Below are 18514 nucleotides of genomic sequence, written 5' to 3'. Positions count from 1 at the left end.
TATACTAAAAATGAAAAATAGTCTGTTTCTTTTACTAACACTTTCTACTTTGGTTTCATGTGGAACAAAAGAAGAAGGAAAGCCTGTTGTACAAGACATTAAAGAATTAGTTTTTGCTTCGGGCGAATTAGAATGGGACAATTCCTATAATTTAACCGCTCAAACAGATGGAATTTTAGTAAATGCAACTTTTGATGTTGGAAATAAAGTAACTGAAAACCAAATTATTGCTTCAATTGACAATAAAACCAATGAAAACAATACCGCTTCAGCTAAAGATTTAGTGGTTATTTCCAAAGAAAATTTAACCGAGAATGCTCCAGCTTTACAACAATTACAACAAAATATTAAGTTTGCTGAAAGCAAATATCAGCAAGATAAAACGCAAGCCGAACGCTACAAAAGATTGTACGATTCGCAAAGTATTGCCAAAGTTGAATATGAAAACATGCAATTAGCTGCAGAAAATTCCTTATCACAATTAAATGCTTTAAAAAAACAATACCAACAAGTCTTACAGCAATCCAAACAAAATTACATCAACACTGAAAATCAATTGAAAAACAATCAAGTAGTTCTAGGATATAATAAATTGGTTGTTCCACAAAAAGGAACGATTATTAAAAAGCTTAAATTCTCTGGGGATTATGTAAAAAAAGGAGATGTGATTGCCGTAATCGCAGATGAAAATAAAGTAGAAGGCGTGTTAAATGTAGATGAAAATAGTATTGGAAAAGTAAAAATTGGTCAGACTGTTTTTGTGCAATTAAACACCAATAAAAACGAAGTGTATAATGCAAAAATCAGCGAAATATTAGCTGCTTTTGATGAGCAAACACAATCGTTTATTTGTAAAGTAATTTTTGATAAACCTTTAAATACTTCGCTGTATGGAACGCAATTAGAAGCTAATATTTTAGTTGGCGAAAAGAAAAATGCGCTATTAATACCAAGAAACTTTTTGGGGTTTGGAAATAAAGTAATGGTAAAAGGAAAAGACGAAGCCGTTATCGTAAAAACAGGAATAGTTTCTACAGAATATGTAGAAATTTTAGACGGAATCACTAAAGAAGATGTTTTGTTGCCTTTAAAACCTTAAGCCATGAACATCAATACAGAAATAGCAAAAACGTATATTATTTCCAACAAAAAATTAACAGCTGTTGCAGCGGCCGGTGTGGTTTTAGGAATGTCTATTTATATTTTTATGAATAGCATGTTGGTTGGATTTGATAAGAGTTCGAGCGCCAGCATTTTTAAAACAACATCGCATATTCGAGTGTATAAAGATGATGAAATAAGTAAGGTTTTGGTTAAAAATTCCAATGAAAATTATTTGATTATTAACCCAAAAATTGTTCCTTCAAACAATACAATTATCAATCCGAAGTTAATTTCTGAAACCATTTTAAAACAGCCCGAAGTCACTGTGGTGACTCCTCAAGTGAGCGTTAATGTTTTTTACAATAACGGGAAATCACAAATCTCTGGATTAGCAATTGGCATCAAACCTGAAGAAGCAAATGTGATGTACAACATCAAATCGTTTATGGCTGAAGGTAATTTCGACTTATTAAAATCAAATCCAAACGGAATTATCATTGGAAGCGGAATTGCAGAAAAAATGAATGCAAAAATTGGCGATAATATCAATTTAACTTCCTCAAAAAGTGTCATCAAAACGTATAAAGTTGTTGGGATTTTTAAAACCAATAATTCAAAAGTTGATAAATCAAATTCCTATGTAAATTTAGCCAGTTCTCAACAATTATTGAAAGAAGGAGCGTCTTACATTACAGATATTAACGTAAATATTGTTGATCCAGAAAAAGCAAAAGCAATAGCTGAAAAAATTTCAAATATAACAGGTTATAAAGCAGAAGGTTGGAAAGAAGCCAACGAAACTTTTATGGCGGCCAACAAAATGCGAAAAATGATTATCACTTTTGTTTCTTTAACTATTTTGTTAGTCGCAGGTTTCGGAATTTATAATATTTTAAACATGACGGTTTCTCAAAAAATTAATGATATCGCTATTTTAAAAGCTATGGGTTTTAATGGAAAAGATGTCATTAGAATATTCGTGACACAAGCGGTAACAATAGGAATCATGGGCGTTATAGGCGGAATGATTATGGCTACTGTTTTAATAACTTTCTTGAAAAAAGTATATGTTGGTGGTGATATTGGTTATTTTCCTATTGATTATGAACCGACAAAATATTTGCAAGGCGTTGTTATTGGTTTAGTAATTACTTTTTTCGCAGGTTATATTCCGGCTAAAAAAGCCGCACAAGTTGATCCTGTTACCATTTTTAGAAAATAAATTATGCGACAAACTATTCTAAAAACCGAAAATATAGATAAATATTTCTATGACCCGATTGAATTTCAAGTGTTGAAAAATATTTCATTTGAAGTTCAAAAGGGAGAATTTCTTTCAATGGTTGGAAAATCGGGCAGTGGAAAATCTACGTTATTGTATGTTTTATCAACAATGGATACAGAATACAATGGAAATTTATTCATTGATAACGAATTAATGACGGGTTTATCAACTGATAAATTAGCGGCAATTCGAAATGAAAAAATTGGGTTTGTTTTTCAATTTCATTACTTACTTTCAGAGTTTACATGCTTAAAAAACGTTATGATTCCTGCAATTAAACTTGGTAAATATTCCGAAAAAGAAATTGAAGAAAAGGCATACGAAAAACTCAAAATTCTTGGCTTAGAAGATCAAGCTTTAAAACCTGCCAACAAACTTTCGGGCGGTCAACAACAGCGTGTAGCAATTGCTCGTGCATTGATAAACGACCCCTTATTAATCATGGGTGACGAACCTACTGGAAATTTAGACAGTAAAAACACCAACATTGTTTTTGATATTTTTCAAGAATTAACACAAAACTATGGCCAAACCATCATTGCTGTAACACATGATGATGATTTTGCAAAAAAAAGTGACCGAATTATTGAAATGAAAGATGGACTAATTATTTAAACTCGCTTTATACAATCTCAATTCATCCCAGGAGAATTTATCGCCGTGAATTTCTTTTAATTCGCCTAAACTTTCACCTTTAAAATCTTTGAAAGCGACTTTTAAATCGGAAATTTTATCTTCTGGTAAAATGTCGGAAAGTTGTACAATTTCCATTTGAATCAACTTGGTAAAATGGTTGTAAATGGTTTGTGGTGTAAGTTTTCGCTGTTTTGCAATTTCGTAAATCGATAAGTTTTGTTTCCACAATTCTAAGGTATCTTCAATAGTGGATTTCTTTGGTTCTTTTGTTTTTTTCTTCTTCGAATCGGTGTAATACGAAACGTCTTCGTCGTCTTCCACCAAAGCTGCGTGCGAAGTTCTAAAGCGTTCTGCCACAACTACCAACTTATTGATTTTGTAAGTACTCATGTCTTCCGAAATTAAATTTTTCTTTGAAATTTCTTTTCCTTCGACAATGATATTGGTTAATAATTTTGCCTTTTTCAGTTGTAAAATCGCTTTGATTTGAAGTTCTTCTAAAACCAATAATTCGTCATAAAACGCTTTTACTTTTTTAATCCGTTTTACTTCTTCGATTTTCAACAACAATTCTTCTGCAACAGTATCTAACGTTTTGAAAAAATATTGATAAGCTGCATCACATCGCTCTTTTACGAAATTGACATCCAAATTTTCATCGAAAAAAATTTTATGCAATTGCGACATAAATTTCCCTGAAGGTTCTAAAATTTCGGCGATTTTATCGTGTTGGTTTTTTGCCCAATCGTTATGCTTCGTTTTTGGTGATTTTGGTGCTTCGGAATTGTAACTAAACAAATGATTGCGCCATTCTTGACCTAATTCTTTGAAATCAAATGAATTAAGTAATGTATTCAGCCAAAAAAACAGGGTCTCTTTAGCTAAAGAATGTTGTAAGATTTCTTCAGAAGCTTTGTTTTCGGCATAATTAAGTACTTCTTCATCGCTAGAAATGCCATTTATTCGCAACGGAGAAAGCAAAATAAGCCCTTTTAACGAACGTAAACGCGATAAAGCCACATACGCTTGTCCAGGCGCAAAAACTTGCGATACGTCGAGCGCTGCTTTGTCGAAAGTTAAGCCTTGACTTTTGTGAACGGTAATCGCCCAAGCCAATTTGATAGGGTAGTGGACAAAAGTTCCGATGACTTCTTCTTCAATTTCTTTAGTATTTTCGTTGACTTTGTAGCGAATATTTTGCCATTCGTAGCGTTCTACTTCAATCGTTTTATTTTCTTCGGGAAAGTGAACGAAGATTTCTTTTTCAGTTAACGAACTGATAACGCCCATTTTTCCGTTGAAGAATTGTTTTTCGAAATTCAAATCGTTTTTAATAAACATCACTTGTGCTCCGATTTTCAACTGCAATTTCTCTTCTAATGGATATATTTTTTCAGGAAAATCATCGGTAATTTCAGGTAAATAAGTGAATTGTTTTCCTTCTAAATCTTTTAAAGACTGAGCATTTATGGTATCGGCTTTGGAATTATGCGTAGTTAAAATGATGAAACCTTTGTTCTTCTTCAGATCAAAATTAGGTTGTACAAATTGATTTAAAAGTTTCACATCTTCAGAAGTGATTTTATTGTGTCGTAAATTATTCAAAACATCAATAAATTCGGCATCAGTTTGACGAAAAATTTTGTCTAATTCGATATACAAAGGTGGAAATTGTTGTATTACGTGCGAATGAAAAAAGAACATGCCTCGATAATAATGCTTTAGCATATCCCATTCTTCATTTTTCACCACTGGCGGTAACTGTAATAAATCTCCTATAAAAAGAACTTGAACTCCTCCAAAAGGTCTTTCGTTTCTACGAACTCTTCGCATCATAAAATCCATTGCATCCAACACATCGGCACGTAGCATGGAAACTTCATCAATCACTAACAATTCCATATTTCGAATTACGGAACGTTTCACGTTATTCATCTTGAAATGACGTCCAAGCGAATCTCTGTTTTCGAATTTTACAGTATCGGAAAAATGTGGAAGTTGCTTATTATCAAGGATAAAAGCTGCAAAAGGTAACTGAAACATAGAATGAATTGTTACTCCATTCGCGTTCAAAGCGGCAATTCCTGTAGGCGCCACAACAACGGTGTTTTTATGTGTTGTAGCGATAATTTCTTTTAAAAGTGTGGTTTTTCCAGTTCCTGCTTTTCCAGTAAGGAATATGGATTTATTAGTTTGATTAATAAATCGAAGAGTGTAAATGGCTGCGGCTGATACTTGTTCCATGTGGCGTAAAATTATAAAAAACAAATATATAGAAACGATTAGAAATAAAAAAGTCCCGATGACTCGGGACTTTCAATTATTTTTTCTCTTCTTCCTTAGTGGCTACTTTGTCATCTTTTTTAGTTGACTTGTAAGTGTCGTTAAGTTCTTTTAAAACTTCTTTTGTAATATCATAACCATCTTTAGCGTAAAGAACTGTTGCAGCATCACCTGTTCCGTAGATATAATCATATCCTTTTTTCTTTCCGTAATCTTTGATGAATTTCTTTACTTCACTAATTAAAGTATCTTTTAAAACCGCTCCTTCTTGTTGTAATTGTTGAATTAAAGCATTTTGCTCCATTCCTAATTGTTGTTCTCTTTGCTGTAATTCTGCACCTTTTTGTTGAGCCCATTGAGGCCCTTTAGCTTGTGCATTTTGACGGAAACTTTGTGCTTCAGCTTGGAAAGCTCTTACTTTAGCCTCAAGAGGACGACCTAATTCTTCAGATTTAACATTGAATTTTGCATCTTCATCCTTGAATTTTTCATATTTCTCGATTATCTCAGCAGTGTTGATATATGCGGTTTTGAATTCTTTAGAATTTGTTTCTGTTTTGTTACACGCTAAAACGCCTAATGCAACTCCTAAAATCAATACAATTTTTTTCATGGTTGTAAATTGGTAATTAATAATTTTTGTAAAAGTAATAATAAGTTGGTAAGTAGCAAATATGTTGCTTTTTTATTTATTTTTTAATTATAAGAATTTCTTATTTCTACTTTAGGATTTGATAGATTCAAGCTATTAAAAACAGCTTTAATAATTTAAACGAGATAAATCATTTAAAAAAAGACAACAAAATATATGAAATTGAATAAAAAAGTGTCTAAAATCGCTTTAAAATGATTTTTACTTGTTTTTTAGCACGTAAATATGCGATGAAAACTCTTTTTTGAAGAATCCTGACACATTTGAGATCAAACCGATAAAAAAACCAGAAATGAAATTCATTTTACCTGATTTATATTTTTCTGATAAAAGTGACACATAAAAACTATCAAACCACATTGGTTTAATATCTTCAAGATTCATGTTTTGTTTGTCGAATAGTTTTTCGATTGCTGTTTTTGAAAAATGCCACAAATGTCTTGGCACATCATAAGCTGCCCAAAATTCTTTATAATATTTTGCATCATACGATTTGAAATTTGGAACGGCGATAATTATCGTTCCAGAAGGTTTCAATAGACGTTTCAATTCGGCTACTTGATGTTCGACATCTGGAACGTGTTCTAAAACATGCCACATGGTAATCACATCAAAAGAGTTGCTTTCTAATTTTTCAATCGTATTTCCAAATTTAATTCCTTTACCTAAAGCAATTCCTTTAGCTTTATCGTTTGGCTCAATTCCTAGAATATCCCAGTTTTGATTTTTACATTCCAAAAGAAAATCTCCAGTTCCTGCTCCGATGTCTAAAATTCTTCCTTTAACTGGTTGGTACGAATTTAATAACTTCACTTTATCACGAATTGCTTTTCTTTTGATAAAATGATACATCTTTTCAAACATTGTGCGTTTTCCGTCGGTATGCGAAATATAATCTTCGAATTCGTAATACGAACCTAATTTATCTAAAGTAGGTTGCGGATGCGTTTTTAAGATTTGATATTCCTCATTTAACAACAAGGAAAAAGATTCTCCAGAAACTGAAAAATCTTTAACGGTAATAAAACTTTTATCTTCTAAAAAATTCATTTTTTTATTTTTATGCGAAAGGCTTATTTTAATGGGGTTGACAGCGTTGTTTCACGTGAAACATTTTTTACTGAATAATAAAAACTGAACACTGAACACTTCCTTATCTTCCCATGTATATCAGCAACACTGAAATATCACTTGGCGAAACTCCACTAATACGAGAAGCTTGTGCGATAGTTCGTGGTCGTATTTTGTTTAATTTTTGTTTGGCTTCAATTGAAATCGATTGGATTTTATCGAAATTAAAATTTTCCGGAATTATCATGTCTTCTAAACGAGTCAATTTATCTGCGTTGTTTTTTTCCTTTTCGATATAACCAGAATATTTCACTTGAATTTCGGCTTGTTCAACCACTTCTTGATCTAAATCATGTTGTTCAATGTAAGCAGCCACTTTTTTAAATTTTCTAAAATCTTCCAAATCCAATTGCGGACGAGAAAAGACTTTAAACATTTTATCAGGCTGACTCATCGGAGCCGAACCTTTAGCTTCCAAGATTGGATTTGCTTCTTCAGGTTTTAAACTTGTTTCTCTGAAGAAATTTACCATTGCTTCGGATTGAGAGAATTTTTGCTCCATACGAATCAAACGCTCTTCTTTAGCTAAACCTATTTCGTATGCTTTTGGTGTTAATCTGAAATCCGCATTATCTTGACGCAATAACGTTCTGTACTCTGCACGCGAAGTGAACATACGATAAGGCTCTTCTGTTCCTTTCGTAATTAAGTCGTCAATTAAAACTCCAATATACGCCTCATCTCTTTTTAAAATAAATGGTTCTCTATTTTGAACTTTTAATGCTGCATTTATTCCTGCCATTAAACCTTGAGAAGCCGCTTCTTCGTAACCTGTTGTTCCGTTAATTTGTCCTGCGAAATACAAACCTTCCACTAATTTAGTTTCCAAAGTGTGTTGCAATTGCGTAGGAGGGAAGTAATCATATTCAATAGCATAACCTGGTCGGAAAAATTTCACATTCTCAAATCCTGCTACGGAACGTAAAGCTTTAAACTGAATATCTTCTGGTAACGAAGTTGAGAAACCATTGATGTAATATTCGCAAGTTGTCCAACCTTCTGGTTCAACAAATAATTGATGACGCTCTTTATCTGCAAAACGATTAATCTTATCTTCAATAGATGGACAATATCTAGGACCTAAACTTTTTATCCTTCCATTGAACATTGGACTTCTATCAAAACCATCACGTAAAATATCGTGCACTTCTAATGAAGTATATGACATCCAACAAGAACGTTGTGTTTTTAATGGAGCCGTTAAATTAGAATATGAAAACTTTTCTGGAACTTCATCACCAGGTTGTTCTACCATTTTAGAAAAATCTAAAGAACGACCATCCACACGTGGAGGCGTTCCGGTTTTCATTCTTCCTGATTCAAAACCTAATTTCACTAAATCTTCGGTGATTCCAAAAGAAGCACTTTCACCTGCGCGACCACCACCAAATTGTTTGTCACCGATATGAATCAAACCGTTCAAAAAGGTTCCATTTGTCAAAACAACTGACTTAGCTTTGATTTCCACTCCAAGCGAAGTTTTCACTCCAACAATCTTTCCATTCACTGCCAAAATGCCAGCCACCATTTCTTGGTAAAAATCCAAGTTCGGAGTATTCTCCAGCATGGATCTCCATTCTTCCGAAAAACGCATTCTGTCCGATTGCACTCTTGGCGACCACATAGCGGGTCCTTTTGACTTATTCAACATCTTGAATTGGATTGCGGTCTTGTCTGAAACAATTCCTGAATATCCACCCAAGGCATCAATCTCACGCACAATTTGTCCTTTTGCAATTCCTCCCATAGCAGGATTACATGACATCTGTGCAATGTTCTGAAGATTCATTGTCACCAAAAGAGTAGAACACCCCATGTTGGCAGCAGCAGCAGCAGCTTCACAACCGGCGTGACCAGCACCCACAACAATTACATCATATTGATTTAAAAACATCTTCTATAAATATTATGTTCCACGTGAAACATTTAAAAAAATTCTAGTTTATAAGCTTAATGTTCCACGTGAAACATTTGCATTTTTTCTTCTTCCTTAAAACGCATCAAAGCTTCGTCTTCTGGAGATTTATCTTTGTAACCACAATAGTGCAAAACTCCATGTGATAGAACACGTTTTAATTCTTCCTCAAAAGAAACATTAAAATCATTCGCATTATCTAGAACGCGTTCTACAGAAACGAAAATATCACCCTGTAATACATTTCCTACTGAGTAATCAAAGCTAATAATATCAGTTAAAGTGTCATGATCTAAGTATTCTACATTGATTTTATGCAGATATTCGTCATCACAAAAGATATAATTGATTTCACCCTCGTTGAATCCTTCGGATTCGATAATGCGTGAAATCCAATCTTCGTATTGCGCTTCGTTTTCTAGTTCGAAATCTGTTTCGTAATTAAAACTAATCATTGCCTTTAAAATAGTTTTGAACCTTCTGGTTAAAATTGGGTTGCAAAGGTAAGCTTTGTCTGTTTAATATTTCAACACTATTCAGATAATCTTTTAATTCCTTAGAAAGTGGAGTAGTAGTGCCGTTATAATTCATATCATTAGTTTTAGACTGACGCTTGGTATCTTCTCCTTGTTGCAGAATGGCTTTTTCTAATTTTAAAAGCTCGTGTTTTAAATTCAACATCTTTTGCAACGTTTCATTTTTAAAACCTTTATTGATTAATTGCTTCTCGATATCTTTCATTTGGTTCAAGGCATTCTGACCTTGACCTGTCAATCCTTCTTTCTCTAGAGCTTTTTGCAAAGCATCACGCAATTGTCTTTGCTCTTTTAAAATCTCAAGAACTTTTCCTGCGTTACCTTCGGAACCATTTTCACCTTCTTCGCCGTTCTCACCTGATTGTCCTTTTTGTTTTCCTTGACCCGATTTTTCACCCGGTTTATCTCCAGGTTTTTCACCGGGTTTCATACCGTCTTTCATTTTTTCACCCAAGCCTTCTTGTTGCTTGATTATATCTGGTAACTGCATTCCTTTACCGCCACCAGGTTTTGGCTTACCTTTTCCAGAACCCTGACCTTGCATATCCATATTCATTTCGCTTTGAACATTGCTAAGATAATCCGCCAAACGGTTAGCCGAAGTTAGAACATATTGTTGATGTGAAGCTCCTTTTGAAATATTATTATCAGCCAAAGTTTCTAATGTCTTATCTAAATTATAATGGATTTCACCAACTTCGTTTAAGATAGTTTCCGTTATTTTTGGATTACGTAAAGCTACAGCGAACAAACTATCATCAACATGCTTAAATTGTAATTTTAAATCTTGCTGTTTTTTTAGAACTTTATTCAATTGCAAAGAACGCGTTTGAGTGGCATTTGTAGTCTTAATCAAACCTTCTTCGTCAAAAGAAAAAGCTAATAAATTATCTAAAATTTGTCGCAACAATTTAGCATCTTCTTGCATTTGTTCCATGTCACCTGATTGCATAGATTGCGCCATTTTTTGACTCATTTGTTTCATCTTTGCAGCAGCAGATTTTTGCTTAGGTTTTGCTTTCTGTTGATTTTGTTTTTGTAATTCTTCAGAAGCTTTCTCCATATCTTTCTTCACATCTTCTTGTTCGTTCTTATCATTAGGAATGTTCATTGGAGCTTTCAATTCTTTATTCTCCTTGTCCAACTCTTGAAGCTCTTTTTGAATGTTATCGAATTCTTTATTGATAGCATCCTGATTTTCCTTTGAATTTTCTTTAGCATCATCCGCTAATTTATCTTCCTTCTCAGCTAGCTTGTCTAATTTATCAGCGATTTGTTCCGCTTTTTGTTCTACGTAAAAACGTTTCGTTAATTCAACTAATTGCTCTAAATTCTGTTGTTGGCTTTTAGCATTTTGTTTTAACTTATCGGCTTTATCAAATAATTTATCTTTCTCTAATTTCTTAGAAAGTTCTTCTAACTCTTTCAATAATTTTTCGTTTTTCTCAGCTTGTTTTTCGGCTTCTTCTAAACGACGTAATAATTCTTCTTTGTCTTTATCTTGTGATTTCGGATTGAATTCCTCCAAATTCTCAGTTAACTTTTTAGTGAATTCTTTCATCATTTCGTCTTGTTGTTTTTGACGATTGATAAAATCTTCTACTTTCTTCTGATCTTTGAAATCTAAAGTAGATTTCTCTTTATTCATCTTTTGCAGTTTGTCCAATTCAGAAAGTTGCTTCTCTTGATTTTGAAGCGATTTTTCTAAACTATTGATGTTTTCATTCTGCTCTTGCAGTTGTTTGTCTTCTTTTTGCTCTTCTGTAAGCTCATAATGAATAAAAACAGAAGATTTTGTGCTTTTATAATTGTTAACTACATCATTATCAAACACTTCAAAGTAATATTCGTAGTTTATACCTTGTTCAATTGATAAACCATTAGGAAATGAATAAATAAATTGGTCAACGGCTTGTTTATTGATAGCTAAATTCGCTTTTCGAACAGCGTTTGGGTTTCCTTTCGGATAAAAAACAACTTGTAACTTCGATAAACCATGATCATCGGCAACTTGCCCAATCATCATTTTTGATTTTAACTTTAATGAATCAGGCGCAATTTGAACTGAAATTGTTGGATATTGATCTTTAATCGTTGCGATTTGATACGACAATTTTTCGAACTCATTGATGTTTTTGTTCGATGTAATTACTTCGTAATTCAAATTATCGGTAATTCTTCTTGAAAGTGAAAAGTTATTATCTTTATTAGCGAAAACACTTACTTGATTATTCGATTTGAAACTAACCTTATCGGTTGCCAAAGCGTTAATTCTCCAGTTCACAACTGTTCCTTCAGGAACTACAGCATTTCCAGTTCCTTGAATGATTTCCGATTTCTTACCTAAATAAGAAGGATATTGCAACACCATTTCGAAGTTGGCAATCGTAGGAACATCCACAACATTAATCTGATATTCTTTGGAATTCAATCCATTAGCTAGAAGTGAAAAAGTAACATCTTTCGATAATTTGGAAAACGTATATTCAAAAACTCCCGGCTTAGTACTTTGTAAAAAATATTCTTCATCACCAATTTGAATCGCAATATTTTCAGGCATCACTTTTCCTTGTGTTTTGACTTGCAAAACAAAATCGGAATTCTGTTGAGCGGTTAACGATTTATTCAAAACCACAAATTCAAATGGAGCAGGCGGAGCGAATTTCGTTTCATAATTCACAACTCGAGTAAAACTATTGGAGATGATTTCTGAATTTCCAGTAACGAAGAACAAAATCAATAATAGAATTGGAATAATCGCATAAGGCAAAAACTTTTTGTTCTTGGCGAAATTGACCGCGTTTGAAAACGGAATCGGTTGTAAAGAAGCTGCTTTTTGTTCGATTGAAGCTGCTAATAATTCCGAAGTTTGACTTTGGTTTGCCAATTGTAAAAAGTTCAACAACTTGTCTTGCACTTCCGAAAAGTGATTTCCGATGATTTCTGAAGCTTGTTCATAATTGATTCCTTGCTGCAATTTGAATAATTTAAACAACGGAAAAGCGATAAATCGAATCAATAAAAACGATTCTACACCTACAAACAACCAAAACAAAATGGTTCTACCAGATGTGGATAACCATAAAAAGTATTCAATCAATAAGGTAAAAATGAAATACAACAAGCCCAATCCGATGAAAAGAATGACTCCTTTTATCAGTTCGTTGGTGTAAAACTTCTTGATAAACCCTTCCAGCTTATCGAAAATAATGCTTTTTGCTTCCAAGATTGTTGATATATTGTTTATAACCGATAAAAATACAACATCTTCCTAGAATTGTCAATAGGTTTTTCGTGAAACTTAAGATTTGTAGTTTTGGATTGTTAATAACCTAATGATTTTCTAAAATCTAAATTCTAACTTCTAAATTGGAATCGTATCTTTGCACAAAATTTAATGAAATGTCAGTAAGAGTAAGATTTGCACCTAGTCCAACTGGACCTTTGCATATTGGTGGTGTTCGTACCGCTTTATTCAATTATTTATTTGCCAAAAAACATGGTGGTACTTTCTATTTACGAATTGAAGATACCGATCAAACGCGTTTTGTTCCAGGAGCAGAAGCTTATATTTTTGAAGCTTTAGAATGGTTAGGAATTGCGCCAGATGAAACCGTTGGAAAGAATGAAAAATTTGGACCTTATCGTCAAAGTGAACGCAAAGCAATGTACCAACAATATGCAGACCAATTGATTAATTCAGGTTGGGCATATTATGCTTTTGATACGGCTGAGAGTTTAGATGCAATGCGAAAAGAAGCAGAAACCAATGGAAAAACGTTTATTTACAATCATTCGGTAAGAGAGCAATTAGATAACTCGTTGACGGTTTCACGTGAAAAAGTCGCGGAAAGAATTGCTGCTGGCGAACATTATGTTATCCGTTTTAAAACACCTGTGAATGAAATTTTAGAATTGAAAGACATCATTCGTGGTGACATTAAATTTGATACGAATTTATTAGACGATAAAGTATTGTTCAAATCAGATGGAATGCCAACGTACCATTTAGCAAATATTGTAGATGACCATTTGATGGAAACTTCGCATGTAATTCGTGGGGAAGAATGGTTGCCAAGTTTGCCTTTACATCATTTATTATACAAAGCCTTTGGTTGGAATGCACCCGAATTTGCACATTTACCTTTGATTTTAAAACCAATTGGAAACGGGAAATTATCAAAACGTGATGGTGATAAAATGGGATTCCCAGTTTTTCCATTAGAGTGGAAAACAGAAGAAGGAATTTCATCAGGTTACAGAGAAAACGGATTTTTCCCAGAAGCGGTGATCAACTTTTTAGCGTTATTGGGTTGGAATGACGGAACAGAACAAGAGATTTTCTCATTAGAAGAATTGGTACAAAAATTCGATTTAAATAGAATTCACAAAGCTGGAGCGAAGTTTGATCCAGAGAAAAACAAATGGTTCAATCATCAATATTTGCAAAAGCAATCAGATGAAAGTTTAGCAGAAAGCTTTAAAGTGATTTTAGATAAAAAAGGAATCTCGACTTCACTTGATTTAACAAAAGTAGTTTCTTTAATTAAAGAAAGAGCGCATTTCGTGAATGAATTTTGGGATTTAGCGGATTATTTCTTTGAAGCACCAACATCATACGATGAAAAAGCTGCTAAAAACTGGAAAGAAGAAACACCAGGTTTAATGCAACAAGTAATTTCAGAATTGAACAAAATTGAAGATTTTACTTCTGTTAACATTGAAACCTTATTAAAAGAATGGATGACAGCAAACGAAATTGGAATGGGGAAAGTAATGCAACCATTGCGATTGAGTTTAGTAGGAGCGCTTAAAGGCCCACATTTATTTGACATTATCGAAATGATAGGAAAAGCCGAAACGGTCAAAAGAATTGAAAAAGCGATTGCTAGTTTATAAAAAAGAAAACCCTCTGAAATTCAGAGGGTTTTTTGTTAAAGATATATTGTAATCTGACCACTAATCAAACCAATATTTCCTTTCATTTTTTCACCAAGTAACTTTACGTTATCGTTGTTTTTTAAGTTGCCGAAGAAATTCGTTAAACCATATTGATAACCAATTCTTGCTCTTACATTTTTAATTCCACCATTGATTCCTACGTAGAAATTAGCGTTAATTTTTGAAACATCTACAATGTCTTTGGCAATTAAACCAGGTTGATCTAACAATAAATTATTTTCATCGTCTTTATCAATTCCTAATTTTCCATTTACTTGTAAAACTGGGCCAAATTCTAAATTCAAATGATCTTCAATTGCCACATAACTCGGAACAATATAAATTTGAACCGCCGACATTTTAAAACTAGTTTGTGTTTGTTGCAATCCTTTTAATGTTGGAATAGAGAAATTACTATCGGTAAAAAACATACCAAAACTCATTTGCCAGTTGTTATAATAGTTTCCTCTAACACTGAAACCACCAATCCAGCCCATTTCTGGTGTTACGGTAAAATTATCGGTATAAATATTTAATTGGGTTACACCCGCGCCAATTCCTATTCGGTTACTGTCTTTAAAACCGCGTTGCGCCATTGCAACTGTTGAAATCAATAAAATAATAAAAGTTAATTTTCTCATATACTATTTTTAAATATTAAACCACATAGAAACATAGGTTTTACGCTAGTTAAAGTTTTCCATAGATTTCATTTTACATAGCTATATTGTCTATCTTAAATAAAATACCTTAAATTCTATATAAAAAATCTATGTTTCTATGTGGTTAAATTTCTTTTTAGATTAAAAAGAAGCGCCAAAAGTAAACTTAATAAATGATTTTTTGTAACTTTTTACTTTAAAAAGCGTATAACTATAAATCTAAAAACTAAACATTATGGAGTTTATTATGTTTCCAATTATTTTCGTTGGATTATTTTTTATCTTTTCATTATTCTTTACTGTAAAACAACAAACTGTTGTTGTTGTGGAACGTTTTGGAAAATTTCTAAGTTTAAGGAATTCTGGACTGCACTGGAAAATACCAATTATAGACCGAATTGCAGGTCGCGTTAATTTAAGAATTCAACAATTAGATGTCATCATCGAAACCAAAACGAAAGATAACGTATTCGTTAAAATGAAAGTTTCGGTACAGTTCAAAGTGTTACAAGAAAAAGCATACGAGGCGTTTTATAAATTAGAATATCCTCACGATCAAATTACGTCTTATGTATTTGACGTTGTGCGTGCTGAAGTTCCAAAATTAAAATTAGACGACGTTTTCGAAAGAAAAGATGATATTGCAGTAGCTGTAAAACGTGAGTTAAACGAAGCGATGACTACTTATGGATATGACATCATCAATACGTTAATTACTGATATTGATCCAGATATTCAAGTTAAAAATGCGATGAACCGTATCAATGCGGCTGACCGTGAAAAAACAGCTGCAGAATACGAAGCAGAAGCTGGAAGAATCAGAATTGTAGCAAAAGCAAAAGCAGAAGCAGAAAGTAAAAGACTTCAAGGTCAAGGTATTGCCGACCAAAGAAGAGAAATTGCTCGTGGTTTAGTAGAATCGGTTGATGTGTTGAATAAGGTGGGAATTAATTCTCAAGAAGCATCAGCTTTAATTGTTGTAACGCAACATTACGATACTTTACAAGCGATTGGTGCAGATGCAAATAGTAATTTAATTTTATTACCAAACTCACCTCAAGCGGGAAGTGATATGTTGAACAACATGGTAGCAAGTTTTACAGCAAGTAACCAAGTAGGTGAAGCCATGAAAAATGCACACAAAACGAAAAAGGTAAATAAGAAAGATGCTTCAAACGAAAATTTTGGAATTGAAAATTCAGAGGAAGTATAAAGATGCTGAAATAAATTCAGCATGACAAAAATGAAAACCATCAATTTTTAATTGGTGGTTTTTTTATAACCAAATGTTAGAAATTTATAATTTCAGTGATTATTTTTTAAAAGCCGATCCAAGAAGAGAAAATTAGAGAAAAAACACCTCGATTTTAAGCAAAAATTCAAATAAAGCGATTTCTGACACTTTCAACAGTAAAGATGTAAAAACACTTTAGTTAAAAAAGTTTTTTTCTTACAATTAATTTATGAAAGTCACTTTTTTAAGTTTTTAATTATTAAAAATTTTATTTTAATAGTTTATACTAATGATAATAAAAATAGATTAAAAATAAATATAGTATTAGTGTAGTTTATTTTAATAAAATAGAAATAAAAAACCTGCAAAGAAAATTTTACAGGTTTAAATTATTTAAAAAATCTCGACTTCGCTCGATTTAACAAAATTCTGAAATTTTTATTGTTCTGAAATTTTTGCCCAAGTATCTCTAAGTCCAACCGTTTTGTTAAAAACTAATTTTTCAGCAGTTGAATCTCTATCTACACAGAAATAACCTAAACGTTGGAATTGGAAATGATCTAATTCTTTTGAAGTTATCAAACTTGGTTCTACATAACCAGTAATTACTTTTAATGAATTTGGATTGATATATTCTTTAAAATCAACTTCTTTGTCTTTATCTGGACTTTCATTCGTAAATAATCTATCATAAACGCGAACTTCAGCTTCTTTTGCATGAGGAATCGAAACCCAATGGATCGTTCCTTTTACTTTTCTTTGACTTGCTTCTGTTCCACTTCCAGATTTAGAATCTACGTCGTAAGTAGCGTGAATTTCGGTAATATTTCCGTTTTCATCTTTTATAACAGATTCACCTTTAATGATATACGCATTTTTTAAACGCACTTCTGTCCCTAAAGTTAATCGGAAAAATTTCTTGTGTGCTTCTTCTTGAAAATCTTCTCTTTCGATATATAATTCTTTAGAAAATGGCACTTTTCTAAACGTCATTACTTCTTCTTCCGGATTATTTTCGGCTTCTAACCACTCTTCTTGACCTTCTGGATAATTCGTAATAACTAATTTCACAGGATCCAAAACCGCCATTACACGAGGTGCAATTTTATTCAAATCTTCACGAACACAGAATTCTAAAAGTGAAACATCAATCAAATTATCACGTTTTGCAATTCCGATAGTTTTAGCAAAATTTCGGATAGAAGCTGGCGTATAACCACGTCTTCTCATTCCTGAAATCGTTGACATTCTTGGATCATCCCAACCTGTAACATGCTTTTCTTCAACTAATTGCAATAATTTACGTTTCGAAACAACTGTATGCGATAAATTTCTACGAGCAAATTCTCTTTGCTTCGGACGAACTTTCGTTGGATCATAAATTTGATTCAAAAACCAATCATATAATTCACGGTGAGGCAAGAATTCTAACGTACAAAACGAGTGTGAAATTTGCTCTAAATAATCACTTTCACCATGTGCCCAATCGTACATTGGATAAATACACCAATCGTTTCCAGTTCTGTGGTGATGCGCATGCATTATACGATAAATGATTGGATCACGCATCAACATATTGTTAGCACTCATCGAAATTTTAGCACGTAAAACGTGAGTTCCTTTTTCGAATTCTCCGTTTTTCATGCGGGTAAATAAGTCTAAATTCTCCTCGATAGAACGATTTCTGTAAGGAGAATCAGTTCCTGGAGTAGTTGGCGTACCTTTTTGTTTTGCCATTTCTTCCGAAGTTTGGCTATCTACATACGCTTTATCTTTTTTGATTAATTCCACTGCCCAATCATACAATTGTTGGAAATAATCCGAAGCATAACATTCTTTATCCCATTTATAGCCTAACCATTCCACATCGCGCTTGATAGCATCAACATATTCTTGCTCTTCTTTAGAAGGATTCGTATCGTCGAAACGAAGATTAACTGGGGCATTGTAATCGATTCCTAAACCAAAATTTAAGCAAATAGCACTCGCGTGACCTACATGCAAATAACCATTTGGTTCTGGTGGAAAACGAAAACGTAATTTATCTGCTGACAAACCATTTTTTAAATCTTCTTCAATGATTTGTTCTATAAAATTCAATGATTTTTCTTCTGTTGACATAGTATCAAAAATTT

13 protein-coding genes are annotated in these 18514 nt (G+C 32.8%); 5 read left to right on the top strand and 8 right to left on the bottom strand.

Going from position 1 to position 18514, the window contains the following annotated elements; all coding sequences use genetic code 11:
* Positions 1–10: 10 nt before the first annotated feature.
* From B0I03_RS05865 to B0I03_RS05855, 3 genes are read left to right on the top strand one after another with little or no spacing between them, the layout of a single operon-like run.
* Positions 11–1099 carry an efflux RND transporter periplasmic adaptor subunit gene (locus B0I03_RS05865; protein WP_026725410.1) on the top strand — a complete coding sequence of 363 codons (1089 nt, stop codon included), beginning with the start codon at positions 11–13 and terminating at the stop codon, positions 1097–1099.
* Positions 1100–1102: 3 nt separating this feature from the next.
* Positions 1103–2326 carry an ABC transporter permease gene (locus tag B0I03_RS05860; protein WP_111566530.1) on the top strand — a complete coding sequence of 408 codons (1224 nt, stop codon included), beginning with the start codon at positions 1103–1105 and terminating at the stop codon, positions 2324–2326.
* A 3-nt stretch (positions 2327–2329) separates the two neighbouring features.
* Positions 2330–3004 carry an ABC transporter ATP-binding protein gene (locus tag B0I03_RS05855; RefSeq protein WP_111566529.1) on the top strand — a complete coding sequence of 225 codons (675 nt, stop codon included), beginning with the start codon at positions 2330–2332 and terminating at the stop codon, positions 3002–3004.
* Here B0I03_RS05855 and B0I03_RS05850 read toward each other — a convergent pair.
* The 6 genes from B0I03_RS05850 to B0I03_RS05825 form a co-directional block, all read right to left on the bottom strand.
* Positions 2993–5269, bottom strand: a complete 2277-nt coding sequence (locus tag B0I03_RS05850; protein ID WP_111566528.1) for a helix-turn-helix domain-containing protein — start codon at positions 5267–5269, stop codon at positions 2993–2995. The two genes, B0I03_RS05855 and B0I03_RS05850, sit on opposite strands and share 12 nt — an antisense overlap.
* Before the next feature lie 76 nt (positions 5270–5345).
* Positions 5346–5921 (bottom strand): OmpH family outer membrane protein, encoded by a 576-nt coding sequence (locus B0I03_RS05845; protein WP_111566527.1) that lies wholly within the window; start codon positions 5919–5921, stop codon positions 5346–5348.
* 240 nt (positions 5922–6161) lie between these two features.
* Positions 6162–7010, bottom strand: a complete 849-nt coding sequence (locus B0I03_RS05840) for a class I SAM-dependent methyltransferase (protein WP_111566526.1) — start codon at positions 7008–7010, stop codon at positions 6162–6164.
* Between the two features lie 103 nt (positions 7011–7113).
* On the bottom strand, positions 7114–8985 hold the full coding sequence (gene mnmG / locus B0I03_RS05835) for a tRNA uridine-5-carboxymethylaminomethyl(34) synthesis enzyme MnmG (protein WP_111566525.1): 1872 nt from the start codon (positions 8983–8985) through the stop codon (positions 7114–7116).
* 56 nt (positions 8986–9041) lie between these two features.
* A complete protein-coding gene (ybeY, locus tag B0I03_RS05830; RefSeq protein ID WP_111566524.1) occupies positions 9042–9461 on the bottom strand; it encodes an rRNA maturation RNase YbeY in 420 nt (139 codons plus the stop codon).
* The gene (locus tag B0I03_RS05825; RefSeq protein ID WP_181452353.1) at positions 9454–12768 is read right to left on the bottom strand and encodes a DUF4175 family protein; all 3315 of its coding nucleotides are present in this window, start codon (positions 12766–12768) and stop codon (positions 9454–9456) included. Before B0I03_RS05825 ends, ybeY begins: the two co-directional genes overlap by 8 nt.
* Before the next feature lie 176 nt (positions 12769–12944).
* Here B0I03_RS05825 and gltX point away from each other — a divergent pair, with 176 nt between their 5' ends.
* Positions 12945–14441 (top strand): glutamate--tRNA ligase, encoded by a 1497-nt coding sequence (gltX, locus tag B0I03_RS05820; protein ID WP_111566523.1) that lies wholly within the window; start codon positions 12945–12947, stop codon positions 14439–14441.
* A gap of 35 nt (positions 14442–14476) precedes the next feature.
* Here gltX and B0I03_RS05815 read toward each other — a convergent pair whose 3' ends face one another.
* Positions 14477–15124, bottom strand: a complete 648-nt coding sequence (locus B0I03_RS05815) for a PorT family protein (protein WP_111566522.1) — start codon at positions 15122–15124, stop codon at positions 14477–14479.
* 256 nt (positions 15125–15380) lie between these two features.
* Between B0I03_RS05815 and B0I03_RS05810 the strand changes: the two genes are divergently transcribed.
* Complete coding sequence (locus B0I03_RS05810) at positions 15381–16358, top strand: SPFH domain-containing protein (RefSeq protein WP_111566521.1); 978 nt, start codon at positions 15381–15383, stop codon at positions 16356–16358.
* A 459-nt stretch (positions 16359–16817) separates the two neighbouring features.
* On the opposite strand, the gene B0I03_RS05805 is transcribed toward B0I03_RS05810, so the two are convergent.
* Positions 16818–18500, bottom strand: a complete 1683-nt coding sequence (locus tag B0I03_RS05805; protein ID WP_111566520.1) for a glutamine--tRNA ligase/YqeY domain fusion protein — start codon at positions 18498–18500, stop codon at positions 16818–16820.
* Between the last annotated feature and the right edge of the window lie 14 nt (positions 18501–18514).

The sequence above is a fragment of the Flavobacterium aquaticum genome, from assembly GCF_003259835.1.
Lineage (GTDB): Bacteria > Bacteroidota > Bacteroidia > Flavobacteriales > Flavobacteriaceae > Flavobacterium > Flavobacterium aquaticum.
Note: the sequence above shows the minus strand (reverse complement) of the source record. Positions and strands in the feature narration are given on the sequence as shown.

Excerpts from the sequence above, each read along its gene's own strand:
- B0I03_RS05860 (WP_111566530.1), top strand. The coding sequence starts at position 1,103 with ATGAACATCAATACAGAAATAGCAAAAACGTATATTATTTCCAACAAA.
- B0I03_RS05845 (WP_111566527.1), bottom strand. The coding sequence starts at position 5,921 with ATGAAAAAAATTGTATTGATTTTAGGAGTTGCATTAGGCGTTTTAGCG.
- B0I03_RS05840 (WP_111566526.1), bottom strand. The coding sequence starts at position 7,010 with ATGAATTTTTTAGAAGATAAAAGTTTTATTACCGTTAAAGATTTTTCA.
- mnmG (WP_111566525.1), bottom strand. The coding sequence starts at position 8,985 with ATGTTTTTAAATCAATATGATGTAATTGTTGTGGGTGCTGGTCACGCC.
- gltX (WP_111566523.1), top strand. The coding sequence starts at position 12,945 with ATGTCAGTAAGAGTAAGATTTGCACCTAGTCCAACTGGACCTTTGCAT.
- B0I03_RS05850 (WP_111566528.1), bottom strand. The coding sequence starts at position 5,269 with ATGGAACAAGTATCAGCCGCAGCCATTTACACTCTTCGATTTATTAAT.
- B0I03_RS05810 (WP_111566521.1), top strand. The coding sequence starts at position 15,381 with ATGGAGTTTATTATGTTTCCAATTATTTTCGTTGGATTATTTTTTATC.
- B0I03_RS05855 (WP_111566529.1), top strand. The coding sequence starts at position 2,330 with ATGCGACAAACTATTCTAAAAACCGAAAATATAGATAAATATTTCTAT.
- B0I03_RS05805 (WP_111566520.1), bottom strand. The coding sequence starts at position 18,500 with ATGTCAACAGAAGAAAAATCATTGAATTTTATAGAACAAATCATTGAA.
- B0I03_RS05815 (WP_111566522.1), bottom strand. The coding sequence starts at position 15,124 with ATGAGAAAATTAACTTTTATTATTTTATTGATTTCAACAGTTGCAATG.
- ybeY (WP_111566524.1), bottom strand. The coding sequence starts at position 9,461 with ATGATTAGTTTTAATTACGAAACAGATTTCGAACTAGAAAACGAAGCG.
- B0I03_RS05865 (WP_026725410.1), top strand. The coding sequence starts at position 11 with ATGAAAAATAGTCTGTTTCTTTTACTAACACTTTCTACTTTGGTTTCA.